Source organism: Spongiibacter sp. IMCC21906 (genome assembly GCF_001010805.1).
Lineage (GTDB): Bacteria > Pseudomonadota > Gammaproteobacteria > Pseudomonadales > Spongiibacteraceae > Spongiibacter.
On the sequence record NZ_CP011477.1, the window covers coordinates 108,178 to 122,453 of the forward strand.

Consider the following 14,276-nt stretch of genomic DNA (forward strand, 5'->3'; position numbering starts at 1 on the left):
CTTTGGAGTTCAAATATGAATATTTTATTTGTCTGCACCCACAACCGCTGCCGCAGTATTCTCTGTGAGGCAATTGCCAATCATCTCAATTCGCCTCACCTTCAAGGCCATAGCGCCGGTAGCCAACCCGTTGGCGAGGTACACCCTCTGTCGTTGAAATTTCTCGCTGAAAAAGGCATTCACACCGACGGCCTGCACAGCAAATCCTGGGAGCAATTTAGCGACCAACAACCGGATCTTGTCATTACCGTCTGCGATAGTGCCGCAGGTGAAAGTTGCCCACTGTGGATGGGTAAAAGCCTGAAGTTTCACTGGGGTTTGGCCGATCCTTCAAAACTGGAGGGCAGTGAAGACCAGCTCCGCAGTGCTTTTTTTGCCGTGATTGATTGTATTCAGAATCGGCTTAAAGCCTTGATTGAAGCTAACCTTCAGGCTGATGACCCCGCTGCTCTCAAGCAGACCTTAACCCGGATTGCCCAGCAATTTCCGGCACCCGACTTTGAGCAGGAGGCAAGATAATGGGATTTTTTGAACGCTTTCTCAGCGTCTGGGTGGGGCTGTGCATTTTATCAGGACTGCTGTTAGGACAGATCTTTCCCGGCGTATTTCAAGATATCGCCCAAATGGAAGTGGCCCACGTTAACCTCCCGGTAGCGCTGTTTATCTGGGTGATGATTTTTCCGATGATGGTGCAGGTCGACTTTTCTTCCATCAAAGATATTGGCCGCAAACCCAAGGGGCTCGCACTGACGCTGGTGATTAACTGGCTGATCAAACCCTTTTCCATGGCGGCCCTGGGCTGGCTGTTTTTTCGACTGCTGTTTGCCGATTTTGTCGATCCGCAAACCGCCAACGAATATATCGCCGGTATGATTTTGCTCGGTGTGGCCCCCTGCACAGCCATGGTATTTGTCTGGTCCCATTTAACCAAAGGCGACGCCAATTACACGCTGGTTCAAGTTTCCGTCAACGACGTGATTATGGTGTTTGCCTTTGCACCCCTTGCCGCATTCTTGCTGGGCGTCAGTGATGTCAGCGTTCCCTGGGATACCCTGCTGTTATCAGTAGTACTCTATGTTGTGGTGCCCTTGATTGCGGGCATTGCCACCCGCCGAATGCTAGATAGTGCCGACAATCATCAGCGGCTTAATCGTTTTTTGGATAAGGTCAAACCCATTTCTATATCAGGCTTGTTAGCCACGGTGATTTTGCTATTTGGCTTTCAAGCGGAAACCATTATCAGCAAACCCTTGGCCATTGTCCTCATTGCCATTCCGCTACTTATTCAAAGCTACGGTATTTTCATCATTGCCTACGCGGGAGCCAAGGCCCTGAAACTCCCCCATAATATTGCCGCCCCGGCCTGCATGATTGGCACCTCCAATTTTTTTGAACTGGCGGTAGCCGTGGCCATTTCCCTGTTTGGCCTGCACTCCGGCGCGGCCTTGGCCACCGTGGTTGGCGTACTGGTAGAAGTGCCAGTTATGTTGTCGCTAGTTGCATTTGCTAACCGCACCCGGCACTGGTTCCCCAATAGTTAAGTCGCGATTTTTAAGGTTTTGAGCATGAAGGATTTAGAAAATATTGATGCCGAGGTCATCTCGGCCATCAATACAGAAAAACTGTACCGAGCAGAAGCCCACCCGCCCAAGATACTATTGCTTTACGGCTCGCTCCGGGAGCGCTCTTTCAGTCGCTTGGTAACGGAAGAAGCCGCCAGAATTTTGCAATATTTTGGCGCCGAGACCCGTACGTTTAATCCCTCGGGCCTGCCACTTCCCGATTCTTGTGATGCAGACCATCCCAAAGTGCAAGAACTGAGAGAGCTCGCCAGCTGGTGCGACGGCATGGTGTGGTGCTCACCCGAACGCCACGGCGCCATGACCGGCATCATGAAAGCCCAGATAGATTGGATTCCCTTGTCACTCGGAGCCGTGCGTCCTACCCAGGGTAAAACCCTGGCGGTAATGCAGGTCAGTGGTGGTTCGCAAAGTTTTAATGCCGTCAATCAACTGCGGGTACTGGGCAGATGGATGCGGATGCTGACCATCCCCAACCAGTCCTCCGTCGCCAAAGCGTGGTTGGAATTTGATGACAACAACCGCATGAAACCCTCATCTTTTTACGACCGCATTGTCGATGTTATGGAAGAGCTGGTGAAATTCACCCTGCTCACCCGCGGCAGCAAAGACTACTTTGTCGACCGTTACTCTGAACGCAAAGAATCCCAAGACGCCTTCAAATCCAGAATAGGAAAACGAGCGACCTAAGCCGCCCGCTTTTGGCTAGCCAGACCAAAGCCCGTCAGGCCGATGGGCTAAAAACTCAGGTCGTGGCGTACTCGCCGCATAAGGTTGGCCACAAAGATTATCATGGCGGTTATATACAAAAAATACATTAGAACGCGGGTCTGGCGACATATTCGCGTTTGAGCCATGCAAGGTATTGCAGTCAAACAAAAGCAAGCCACCAGCCCGGCCCGTTGGCGCCTGAATCCCTCGCTGGGCAATCAACTCTGCCAATGCCGACTTAGGCGGCGTACCCAACTCTTGAGATTTTAACGATTTTTTGTAGTTGTCATTTGGCGTCTCCCCCACACAGGGAATAAACACATTATTCGAACCGGGAATTAACATCAGCGGCCCATTAAACTGATGATTATCCGTCAAGATAATAGACGCGCTCACCGCCCGCATTTCCGGCATACCATCTTCCGCGTGCCAGGTTTCAAAATCCGAATGCCAGTTAAACCCCTTGCCAGCAAAACCGGGCTTGTAATTAATTCGAGACTGGTGGATATAACTGTCGCCGCCTAGCAATTGCTCGACTCGGCTCAACAACCGGGAATCGTAAGCCAGTTTTTGAAATACTTCCGACAGAAAATGCACGGCGAACAAAGAGCGAATTTCTTCACTATCTGGCTCTGTCACCGCATATTCTTTGTCGCGAAAGGCATCGTTCGTCATCAACTCACTCAGCTCAAGCTGAAAGCGGCGAACGTCACTGTCGGAGAGAAAATCGGGTTCAAAAAGAAAACCGTCCCGATCAAAATTAGCCAACTGCTGCTGACCGAGGGGACCACCCCTACCATGCTTAGGTTTTTCTCGCCGGGGCAGAAACGGCTGACTGGGCGCCGTTGATAAGCGAGTAGGATAAGGGTCGTTTAAAAATGTCTCTGTTTCTTGGTTTGCAAACCGCAGGCTGTGATCGCGGTGGCGCTGCGAAGCCTCGATGTACATGGTTCCTCCTTTCAAGTTTATAAAATCGTGTGTTTCCTCATCAAAAGTCTGTTTTCTAATTTACCTGTATGGGCAAGATCGTCCTATTTCAAGGGCCATACTCCCAGCAAGGCAAATCCAGTGGATCTAAAAATCACTGGATCCCGGATCGCAAAAAACCGCGTCCGGGATGACCATAAATCGCAGTGGAGTCGATTGCCAATGACCACACCCAAGTCGTCCAAAAGACCATTCTGCAAAGAATAAATTCCCAAGGATGCCTTATCATTCAGCCCCAGCCACTTACTCCATCATTCAGGCCGCTTACCGGTCCCCCCTAGTCATCCCGGCCTTGAGCCGGGATCCAGCAAACCACTCCACGTTGAATAACCCTCGGAGCAAAACCCACCCCGAGCAGCTGGATCCCGGATCGCCTACGGCGTCCGGGATGACGAGAAATGCTTGAGAGTTAACGCACTTGTCATCCGACCGCGGCTTCCCAAGATTTTTTACTTTTATCGACCCCTTACCTCGATGCCTAAATCACCGGCCTCGGCAGCCTGTTACCACCTAAGCCATCTACTTCATCATGGCCCAACCCCCTCTATCTCACCGGACACTTATCTGTCATCCCCACTACCCCGTCATCCCGGCCTTGAGCCGGGATCCAGCAAACTACCCCACTTTGAATAACCCTCGGAGCAAAGCCCACCCCCGAGCAGCTGGATCCCGGATCGCCTAGCGTCCAGGATGACGGAAATGCTTGAGTCGACACACTTGTCACCCAGACTACTTATCTGTCATCCCCACTACCCCGTCATCCCGGCCCTGAGCCGGGATCCAGCAAACCACTCCACTTTGAATAACCCTCGGAGCAACACCCACCCCGAGCAGCTGGATCCCGGATCGCCTGCGGCGTCCGGGATGACGGAAATGCTTGAGTTAACGCACCTGTCACCCGGACTACTTATCTGTCATCCCCACTACCCCGTCATCCCGGCCTTGAGCCGGGATCCAGTAAGCCACTCAGCAAGGGAGGTACCCCATCGACTAGCCAAACTTAGCTGTCACATCACCGACATAAGCACTTATTTGGCAGTATTTTCCTCGATTAATGAATTTTGATGGCATTTGGGCTCTGCGCCGACGACAGAATTCCTTTATAATTGACGGTTTTCCATTTGCCGAGACAGCAGAAATGACAGCAAAAGTAGCCCTGATAATGGGCTCCAAAAGTGACTGGGACACCATGCGTCCTGCCACCGAGATCATGAGCGAGTTGGGTGTGGAGCACCACGTCGAAGTGGTATCGGCTCACCGCACCCCAGACAAGCTGATGAGCTTTGCCGAATCCGCTGTCGACAACGGCTTTAACGTCATTATCGCGGGTGCAGGTGGCGCAGCTCACTTGCCCGGCATGGTGGCGGCTAAAACTCGACTTCCCGTGCTGGGCGTACCAGTACAAAGCAAGGCGCTGAATGGCATGGACAGTCTGCTGTCTATTGTCCAAATGCCCAAAGGGATTGCAGTGGGCACCTTAGCCATTGGCGTGGCCGGGGCATTTAATGCGGGCCTGCTGGCCTGCCAAATTCTGGCGCTGCACGATGCTGAGTTGGGCAAGCGCCTGGAAGCCTTCCGTAGCAAACAAACCGAAACCGTTTTAGACAATCCGGATCCGAGGGACGCGTAATGCCGAAGGTGTGGGTGCTGGGTGCCGGTCAATTAGGTGCCATGTTGCAACAGGCAGCTTATCCGCTAGCGTTGAAGGTAGTGCCACTGGAGCCAGAACAAGAAACCCTGCCTGACATCGCCAGCGAGGATATTGTCACCGTCGAGCGCGAACAGTGGCCCGACACGCCACTCACTCAGCATTTAGCCAAACAACCGGGGTTTATTAACGCCGATATTTTTGGTCGTATTGCCGACCGGCTTTATCAAAAAACCATGCTGGACGAGCTGGGGATCAATACTGCGCCATGGCAACAGGTCACCGCCGATAGCAGCGCAGAGGCCTTGCACAACGTGCTGGGCGAAGATGTATTACTAAAGCGTCGCACCGGCGGTTACGATGGCAAAGGTCAGTTTTGGTTGTATCAAGATCAAGGCGACGAAATCCCCAGCGACTGGCTGGACGCCGCTATTGCCGAAAAGAAAATCCCGTTTAAAGAAGAGCTCTCACTCGTTGCGGCCCGGGACGCCAACGGTCAAAAAGTTTTTTATCCGCTAACGCTAAACCTGCACAGCAACGGCATATTAATGGCGTCGATTTCGCCATTAGAACGAGTCAAGCATCTGCAGGGCCAAGCAGAAACCATGCTATCCACCATTATGGATGCGACGAATTATATCGGCGTGATGGCAATGGAATGCTTTCGGGTGGGTGACGAACTGATCGTTAACGAGCTGGCGCCCCGCGTTCATAACAGCGGCCACTGGACCCAAGCTGGCGCTTGCGTGAGTCAGTTTGAAATGCACCTGCGGGCGGTAAGCGATTTACCGATTAAATCACCGGAAGTCCGCGGTCACAGCGTGATGATTAATGTGATTGGTGTCGAGCGGGATATTCACTGGCTGAGCATTCCCTCTACCCAATGCTATTGGTATGGCAAAGACGTTAGGCCGGGACGCAAGCTGGGGCATATTAATATCAACCACCCCCAACGCCATGCGGTGCAAACTGCCTTGTCAAAATTAAAACCCTATCTGCCAGAAAACTACCTCGCGGTTTTTGATTGGGTGCAGGACGAATTGGCAAAAAGTTAAATGCCTCTCCCCTTAGAGGGTGAGGGAAGTCTTACGCCAAAACCCTCATCTCATACGCCAGCTCAAGACGGCTCACATAGTCCCGCACTTTTACACAGCAAGGCAGACTACTCTGGACCCCGGCTCAAGGCCGGGGTGACGACTTAAGGTCGTTTTAGCTGATCATCAAAAACACCGAACTTCAACAGCTCCCACTACCTCGTCATCCCGGCCCCAGCTCGTAGGCCGGGGCAGGCCCCGAGCCGAGATCCAGTCATACCACCCCGACCCGACACCCACGAACCAATCTCAACCTCAGCAGCACAATTTTGTGTCCTAACTAAAAACTTGAATGGCAACTTAAGCTATTTCAAATCTAGACTAAACTTCACCTTGTTCCACCACTTCGTCATCCCGGTCTCCGAGCCGGGATCCAGCAACAGCACGATGACAGCTACTAAAATAAAAAAGGGAGGAGACAATCAAATCATCTCCTCCCAAATGCCTCCCTTGGGCATATTGCAAAAAACATTATCCAGCGTCTCCACCACAACCGGATAGCCCGAAAGCCTTGTCTTAAAACAGCTTTAACACGAACTAGTGACTAATCATCCACGGTCGCTGGCTAGGAAAAACTTTGCTGCCATCGGCTAAGTAGATCGCTTTTTGACGCAGCGAACTGCGATCCGGATTTCCGCTCTCTGCATCATGACTGCAACCACAACCGCCTTTTTTAGCCGCGTACAATTTCCGGTCCGCCGCCTCTGCCCGGGTATCCAGGGTCGATCGCCTTGGGGCATGTATTGCTGCTTCATTTTTTGCGGCAGCTTGACGCTTATTAGGCGCCATAGCCAAAACTTCTGGTGGAATCATAATGACCCTTGCACTCGGCACTCCACACTTAGGGCAGGCGCAGGGTAAGTGCGCCGCCTCCATGCTCGCCAACTCATGGAACAGGCCATGATCTTTACACTTGTAGTCATATACCGGCACGACAGTGCTCCTTAATTTATCATTCGTCTCTTACTTATCTTTCGCCCCTTATTTATCTTTCGATAAGGGAATATCGACGCTGCCATCCAACTCAATCTTCGGCCCATCAACGTTGGGGTTCACATCAAAGTCGAAGATATCGGTGGGCAACCACAACGTCGCGCAGGCATTAGGAATATCCACCACACCACTGATATGACCTTGCACCGGCGCCACCCCAAGTATCGCGTAGGCCTGTGCTTTGGTGTAACCAAACTTGGTGAGGTACTCAATCGCATTCAAACAGGCTTGGCGATAAGCAATGTGTACATCTAAATAATGCTGGGTGCCTTCTTCGTCTACCGAGATACCTTCAAAGATTAAATAATCATCGTACTTAGGCGTGATTGGGCTGGGTTTAAAAATTGGATTTTTAATGCCGTATTTGCTCATGCCGCCCTTGATCAGGCTAACTCGCATATGAATCCAGCCGGCCATTTCAATGGCACCACAGAAGGTGATCTCGCCATCGCCCTGGCTAAAGTGTAAATCGCCCACGCTCAGGCCCGCGTCTTTCACATACACCGGAAAGTAAACTTTAGAGCCGCGGGACAAATCCTTAATATCACAGTTACCACCATGCTCACGGGGAGGCACCGTTCGAGCACCTTCAGCCGCTGCTGCTTTAGCGGCTTCGCCCGTCATCTTGCCCATATGGGCGGTATCGGCATAGGGGAGCGTAGCCAGTTCAGGCACCCGGGTTGGATTAGTATCGACCAGCCCCTTCTCCCGTGTATTCCAAATATCCAGCATTTCCTTTGAGGGCAGACAACCGATCAATCCCGGATGGATCAAACCAGCAAACTCCACGCCGGGCACATGCCGAGAACTGGTGAACATGCCTTTAAAATCCCAAATCGATTTTTGAGCTTCGGGAAAGTGTTCCGTTAAAAAGCCCCCACCATTCTGCTTAGAGAAAAAACCATTAAAGCCCCACTGACTATCGTCAAAGGCGCCAATATCCAAAATATCTACCACCAACAAATCGCCGGGCTCAGCACCCTCTACACCCACCGGACCCGACAAAAAATGCACCTTACTTAAATCGACATCCCGCACATCGTCGGCGCAATCATTGTCTTCAATCTGCCCGCCTGTCCAATCAACACATTCAATAATAAAATCATCACCCGGCTTCACCATCGAGGCCATGGGAATATCGGGGTGCCAGCGGTTATGGATGTTTTCGTTCTCGTAAGGGGACTTTTTTAGATCGACTTTTATGATGGTTTCAGCCATTGCGACGCTCCTGATAGGTCTTGATGCCTCGGCAAGATGAACAGCGACAGCGTCATCACCCAGCCACGAAATAGGTCGAGGCACTACTATCTAAAATCCCAGACAAGTCGACCATTCGGCAAAGCACCCCGGCGATTACGTCAATTGACGTAGAGCTCTAAGCAACAGCTCTGAACCCTGCTGGCAGTAAATGCCAACTCTGCACGACAAACTACGCGCTTAATAAAATGAATATCAGTATTTAAAGTGCAACAGAAATGCTCCCAAGCACCTCATGAAAGAGTGCTAATCACAGTAACAGATGGAATAAAACCGTCACCCCGAACGCGATGGCGATCCGGGATCCAGCCGCTCGAAGTTTAAATTACCCTTCAGTATGTATATGAAGCACGGTGGTTGACTGGATACCGGCTCGGGGCCGGTATGACGACAAAAATAAAAAGCATCACAGTTAAATATTAAGATACTACATTCTCGTCATCCCGGACGCCCCTTCTACACTTTGTCATCCTAAGCGCACCCTCCATACTTCGTCATCCCGGACGCGATTAGCGATCCGGGATCCAGTTGCTCAATGTTCCAATTACCCTCCAGTATGTATATGAAGCACGGTGGTTTACTGGATACCAGCTCGGGGCCTGCCCCGGCCTACGAGCCGGGGGCCAGCATGACAACAAAAAAAGGGGAATATGGCAGGACGTGGAGGACATGACGCAAAATATACCTGTTGCAATGACCAATTGAATCTACACCCCCCCTTAATTGCTTGTGAATTGCCGAAGCAGTTTCAAACTTTATAGTCATCCCGGACGAGATAGCGAGCCGGGATCCAGTACGACAAGGTAGGGTATGAAACCGCCAACCAAGGCGCCCAATTCATAAAAAGCCGTTAGAAAAATTAAAGCTGCTGCAAAAATGACAACAGCAAGGCATTGGTTTGCTCTGGATACTCTTGCTGAATCCAGTGGCCGCTGCCTTTAATAATTTCGCCGCCCATATAGTTGTCAATGTGCTGCGGCGCCAATGCAATGGCCTCTTTCCCCCAGCATGTCGCAACGTCGTATTCACCTCCGATAAAAAAGGCCGGAGGCGTCAGCGGTTTATCCGCCTGGGATTCAAGAAATTGCCAACTGGCATCGATATTAGCGTAATAACTTAGCGGCCCAATCAAACCTGAGCGGGTGAATTCTTGAACATAAAAATTTAAATCCGTTTCGCTCAACCATTTAGGCAACACCTCGGGTGCCAACATAGCATCGCCTAAACCGCCACCATGGGGCACGCACATTCCCCCATTACGAATTCCTTCAACCGTTGTTTGACTGGCCAAAAGCTGCAGCACTTCATTAGGCGCACTACCCGACAATGTATAAATCACCTTGGTCAGCCAGCCTTTCAAATCGGTTTCGACTTCATCAATAACTGCAGCCCGCGCGCCAAAGTAGGTCTGATAAAAATCGGCTCCCGGACCTGCCAGTTCTGCATGATATTCGTCGGGACGACGCTCACCAAAAGGACTACCCGGTAGCGCCACCAAACCACGCCCGGCAAAGGGTACACTCACCCCAACCACGCCACGAAACACCTTTGGGTGCAGCCACGCGCAAGTCCACGCAATGGGTGCGCCCCAGTCATGCCCAACCACCACAGCCTGACTCTCCCCCAGAGCGCGGACAACACCAACGGCATCGGCCACCATATTATCGATGCGGTAGGCGTCGGTTTTATAGAACTTGGAAGACTGGCCGTAGCCTCGCTGATCAATGGCCACGGCGCGATAGCCCGCATTCGCCAACGCCACTAATTGATGCCGCCACGAGTACCATGATTCGGGAAATCCATGCAGCAGCAACACCATAGGCCCTTCGCCTTGTATTGCGGCATGAATACGAACGCCATTAACATCTAACAGTTGAAATTCCGGATCCAGTGTCATTATTTTTGTCCTAACTAAAAGAAAAAAGCCCTTTAACAAACGGCATTGAATTACTCGCCCTGAGCTTAGCAAGTACGGATACAAAAACGCCATACTCAAGTATGGCGTTTTTGTATAATGAGAGCTTGAAACAAATCGGTAACACGACCCCGTGTTTATTTCATAGCGTCGTACCAGTCTTGCAGTACTGCTTTATGAACCCTGCCTATCGGCGAAGCCAGCGCTTTTTTAATCGTCTCTAGCGATTTATTCTTGCTGTGCCATTCTTTAAATACGTCTTTAACTGTAGCGTAATCCTGTTCAGTTTTTGTTACCCGCAATTCATCGCCAACCGCAACCGTACCCGGCGTAATAACCCGAACATAAGCGCCGGGCCGAACCGCCTGAACAAACTGCTTAACGATTTTGCTATCCCCCATTTTGACGCCGAGCTTAAAACAAGGGACTCGGGGTGCCGTAATCTCTAGCTCCACCCCATTGATGTTAATATGGTCGCCAATGACCCAATCAATATCTTTAGCGCCAGCGATGGTGAGATTTTCACCAAAGGCGCCCGGCTCTACACCTTTACCCAGCTGTTCAGACCACCAGTCATAATCTTCTTGATGATAGAGATAAACCGCCTGATCCAGGCCACCATGAACAGCTGTATCGATAATACTATCGCCCTCAATGCCGGTGGAATTAATAGCCACTGGTCCAGTCACCGACTGTTTATAAATGCCGGTACTGACATTCTCATTGTTAAATTGGATATTCGTCGGCACTGCGATATTAATAGATACAATTTTCATCATGCGCACCTTGGTAAGATGTTTGACGTGATCGTCTAACTGGATCCCGGCTCGCTATCGCGTCCGGGATGACGGAAATGTAGCATCTTGGTATTTAGCCGTGATGACAACAAAACGTAGGAGACTTGAGACTGTTCCGGTAATACAAACTACTGATGACAGGGGAACACCTAAGAATATCCAGCAATACCCTTATTGTTCCAGTCATGCCCCTCTCTTCCCGTATCACCCTTCCTTCTTTGTCGTCATACCGGCTCGTAGGCCGGGGCAGGCCCCAGGCCGGAATCCAGTCAACCACAGTGCTTAACGTATATCCCGAAGGGTTATTTGAACCTCGAGCAGCTGGATCCCGGCTCGCTAATCGCGTCCGGGATGACGAGAAACCTTAGGGCACTTAAAGCTGTTCCAACAATACCTAACTGATCGCTAAGGAAAGCCTAATGGCTATCCAGCAACACCCTTCCTCTCTTAGCGTTCTACCTTTTCCTTTTTGTCGTCATACCGGCCCCCGAGCCGGTATCCAGTCAACCACTGTGCTTAACGTATATACCGAAGGGTAATTTAAGCCTCGGGCAGCTGGATCCCGGCTCGCTAATCGCGTCCGGGATGACGAGAAACCTTAGGGCACTTAAAGCTGTTCCAAAAATACCTAACTGATCGCTAAGGAAAGCCTAATGGCTATCCAGCACTCCAATTCACCTTTTAACGCTCTACCTTCCTTTTTGTCGTCATACCGGCCCCCGAGCCGGTATCCAGTCAACCACTGTACTTAACGTATATACCGAAGGGTTATTTGAACATCGAGCAGCTGGATCCCGGATCGCTATCGCGTCCGGGATGACGAGAAACCTTAGGATATTTAAAGCTGTTCCAAAAATACCTAACTGATCGCTAAGGAAAGCCTAATGACTATCCACCACTCCAATTCACCTCTTAACGTTCTACCTTCCTTTTTGTCGTCATACCGGCCCCCGGCTCGTAGGCCGGGGCAGGCCCCGAGCCGGTATCCAGTCAACCACCGCGCTTAACGTATATACCAAAGGATAATTTGAACCTCGAGTAGCTGGATCCCAGCCTAACTCTGAGGCACCGACTCTCTCAGACTATCAGCTGCGACTGAAATTTTACTGTTCTGAAATACAGCAACAAATCGCTGCACATCGGCATGCGCGAGCATGGCTCTGGCGATTTCAGGTTCAAGGATTTGGCGAATGCGTCGAGCGATTTCTCGGGCACCGTAGCGTCGGTCTATGCTTTCTAATAAGAAATCATGACAGCAATAATCTATTTCAAGTTGGACACTGCGCTTGGCCAGTCGACGATGAAGCTTTGTTAGTTCAACATCTAATACCAAACGACACTGACCTGGGGATAAGCGTTGATAATCAACAATACGGTCAATGCGATTGAGAAACTCTGGATCAAAGTGAGATTCCAGCGCCTTAGCAGCAATTTTCTTTTCATTGCCGGAAAAAAATACTGAAAAACCAGCACTTCGACGCCGTTCAATTTCCTTGGCGCCAATATTACTGCTCATAAAAATCAGGGTATTGGTAAAATCAAGGGACTTGAGACCATTGGATAAAACCAAACGCCCGGTATCAAGTACATTCATCAACGCCCGAATAACATCATTATTGGCTTTCTCCAGTTCATCAAACAACACAATACCTGGCCTTGCAAAACTCCCTTTGATTTTATCCGGATCAAAAAGCGTCTGCCCTTCTTTACTGCCAACATAACCCGGCGGCGCGCCAGTCAGAGCCGCCGCGTAATGTTCTTGGGCCAGGGTGTTCATATCAATGCGACACAAAGCGTCGGCGCTGCCGTGAATAGCCTCAGCAATAAGCCGAACGGTTTCGGTTTTGCCTACCCCCGTTGGTCCCATCAACAACATGACAGACAAAGGTCGCTGACCTGCAGTAATGTCGGCCTTCACTACATGCAACATATCATCTACTGCGGTGAGCGCGGCATCCTGACCAACAATTTGACTTTTGAGCAGCGCCATAACCTCAGCAGGTTCAAAATAAAACCGAGACTGCCGAACGGGATGCTCTTTATAGGTCTTGGCCTCAGCAATCTCATGCTGCGCAGCCAAGCGATCATTAATATAGGGCATGGCAATGCTCACTGCTAAAAAGAAGTACGATGTCAGAGATAAATCTCACCCGGCGTTCTGAAGAGAGACCAAGGTAAAGCTGATCTTACTCCCTCGACACTAACCGGCTTCATTCTCCTTGCCATCATAAGGCAGCTTACCCACTGGGCATTCCGCCACGCCAATACTGCTGCGAGTAATCTCTTCAACCTGTTGCTGGGTTTTTTGCGCATCCATCACCCAACTGCGATAAAACTCAAAGGGACAATCTGCGACGCCTTTGTCACCGTCCCCCGAATTATGAACCCCGGTATACCCCCGGTGAAGCAGTTTGAAGAGATGATTTTGAGATTGGTCATTGGCGCGGGCGTCACGGATTTGACTGACTGAAAGCTGGGCATATTGCACGCCCATATCTTCTTCACCACACTCACCCAGAGTCCGGCCATCAAAACCAATAATAGCGGAGTGACCAAAATAGGAATATACGCCGTCAAAGCCGGTGGCGTTCGCAACTGCCACATAACTATTGTTAGCCCAGGCCATGGACTTGGCCATCATTACCTGCTGCTCTTTGGCCGGGTACATATAGCCCTGACAACGCACAATTAACTCGGCACCTTTCATGGCGCAGTCTCGCCAAATTTCAGGGTAATTACCGTCGTCACAAATAATTAAGCTGATCTTTAGACCCTTTGGCCCTTCAGAGACATAGGTTCTATCTCCTGGGTACCAGCCTTCTATCGGGCACCAGGGAATACACTTGCGGTAGCGCTGGACGATTTCGCCTTGATCATTAATCAAAATTAAAGTGTTATAAGGGGATTTCTTGGGGTGTTCTTCGTGACGCTCACCCGTCAGCGAAAAAATGCCCCAGGTTTTGGCCTCTCTGCAAGCGGCACTAAAAATCTCAGTTTCTTCACCGGGAATAGTAGCTGCTGTTGCCATCATCTCCTCGGGATCATACATAATCCCCATAGTGCTGTATTCCGGGAAGACCACCAAGTCCATCCCCGGCAGCCCCACTTTCATTCCCTTGATCATGTCTGCAATATTGCGGGCATTATCCAAGACTTCTGCCTTGGTATGCAGTCTCGGCATTTTATAGTTTACAACGGCAACGCCCACGGTATCGGCGCTGCTGGATATATCACCGTGTCTCATTGTGCCTCCGCGCTCTCTTCACAAATACATGTCACTAAAATCTTAAAAAT

General features: G+C 50.6%; 13 protein-coding genes and 1 pseudogene. 6 read left to right on the forward strand and 8 right to left on the reverse strand.

What is annotated here, in order from left to right; translation table 11 throughout:
• Positions 1–15 precede the first annotated feature (15 nt).
• From IMCC21906_RS00495 to arsH, 3 genes are read left to right on the forward strand one after another with little or no spacing between them, the layout of a single operon-like run.
• A complete protein-coding gene (locus IMCC21906_RS00495; RefSeq protein ID WP_047010515.1) occupies positions 16–519 on the forward strand; it encodes an arsenate reductase ArsC in 504 nt (167 codons plus the stop codon).
• Positions 519–1,541: an ACR3 family arsenite efflux transporter gene (gene arsB / locus IMCC21906_RS00500; protein ID WP_047010516.1), complete on the forward strand. Its 1,023-nt coding sequence runs from the start codon at positions 519–521 to the stop codon at positions 1,539–1,541. Before IMCC21906_RS00495 ends, arsB begins: the two co-directional genes overlap by 1 nt.
• 24 nt (positions 1,542–1,565) lie before the next feature.
• A complete protein-coding gene (arsH, locus tag IMCC21906_RS00505) occupies positions 1,566–2,270 on the forward strand; it encodes an arsenical resistance protein ArsH (protein WP_047010517.1) in 705 nt (234 codons plus the stop codon).
• 15 nt (positions 2,271–2,285) lie between these two features.
• Here the strand turns inward: arsH and thpD are convergent, their stop codons facing one another.
• Positions 2,286–3,239, reverse strand: coding sequence for an ectoine hydroxylase (gene thpD / locus IMCC21906_RS00510; RefSeq protein WP_047010518.1), 954 nt, complete (start codon positions 3,237–3,239; stop codon positions 2,286–2,288).
• 738 nt (positions 3,240–3,977) lie between these two features.
• Between thpD and IMCC21906_RS16760 the strand changes: the two genes are divergently transcribed.
• From IMCC21906_RS16760 to purK, 3 genes are all read left to right on the forward strand, one after another.
• Positions 3,978–4,343 (forward strand): hypothetical protein, encoded by a 366-nt coding sequence (locus IMCC21906_RS16760; protein ID WP_156165949.1) that lies wholly within the window; start codon positions 3,978–3,980, stop codon positions 4,341–4,343.
• A 73-nt stretch (positions 4,344–4,416) separates the two neighbouring features.
• Positions 4,417–4,908: a 5-(carboxyamino)imidazole ribonucleotide mutase gene (gene purE / locus IMCC21906_RS00515; protein WP_047013011.1), complete on the forward strand. Its 492-nt coding sequence runs from the start codon at positions 4,417–4,419 to the stop codon at positions 4,906–4,908.
• The gene (purK, locus tag IMCC21906_RS00520) at positions 4,908–5,981 is read left to right on the forward strand and encodes a 5-(carboxyamino)imidazole ribonucleotide synthase (RefSeq protein WP_047010519.1); all 1,074 of its coding nucleotides are present in this window, start codon (positions 4,908–4,910) and stop codon (positions 5,979–5,981) included. Before purE ends, purK begins: the two co-directional genes overlap by 1 nt.
• Positions 5,982–6,557: 576 nt before the next feature.
• Here the strand turns inward: purK and IMCC21906_RS00525 are convergent.
• From IMCC21906_RS00525 to IMCC21906_RS00550, 7 genes and pseudogenes are all read right to left on the reverse strand, one after another.
• Positions 6,558–6,833, reverse strand: coding sequence for a hypothetical protein (locus IMCC21906_RS00525; RefSeq protein ID WP_231580356.1), 276 nt, complete (start codon positions 6,831–6,833; stop codon positions 6,558–6,560).
• A 9-nt stretch (positions 6,834–6,842) separates the two neighbouring features.
• A pseudogene (locus tag IMCC21906_RS17210) lies at positions 6,843–6,953 on the reverse strand (zinc ribbon domain-containing protein); the annotation flags it as partial.
• Between the two features lie 48 nt (positions 6,954–7,001).
• The gene (gene fmdA, locus IMCC21906_RS00530) at positions 7,002–8,231 is read right to left on the reverse strand and encodes a formamidase (protein WP_047010521.1); all 1,230 of its coding nucleotides are present in this window, start codon (positions 8,229–8,231) and stop codon (positions 7,002–7,004) included.
• Positions 8,232–9,129: 898 nt separating this feature from the next.
• The gene (locus tag IMCC21906_RS00535; protein WP_047010522.1) at positions 9,130–10,167 is read right to left on the reverse strand and encodes an alpha/beta fold hydrolase; all 1,038 of its coding nucleotides are present in this window, start codon (positions 10,165–10,167) and stop codon (positions 9,130–9,132) included.
• A gap of 155 nt (positions 10,168–10,322) precedes the next feature.
• Complete coding sequence (locus IMCC21906_RS00540; RefSeq protein WP_047010523.1) at positions 10,323–10,961, reverse strand: MOSC domain-containing protein; 639 nt, start codon at positions 10,959–10,961, stop codon at positions 10,323–10,325.
• A 1,075-nt stretch (positions 10,962–12,036) separates the two neighbouring features.
• A complete protein-coding gene (locus IMCC21906_RS00545; RefSeq protein WP_047010524.1) occupies positions 12,037–13,083 on the reverse strand; it encodes an AAA family ATPase in 1,047 nt (348 codons plus the stop codon).
• Positions 13,084–13,182: 99 nt separating this feature from the next.
• Complete coding sequence (locus IMCC21906_RS00550) at positions 13,183–14,226, reverse strand: aliphatic amidase (RefSeq protein ID WP_047010525.1); 1,044 nt, start codon at positions 14,224–14,226, stop codon at positions 13,183–13,185.
• Positions 14,227–14,276: the final 50 nt, after the last annotated feature.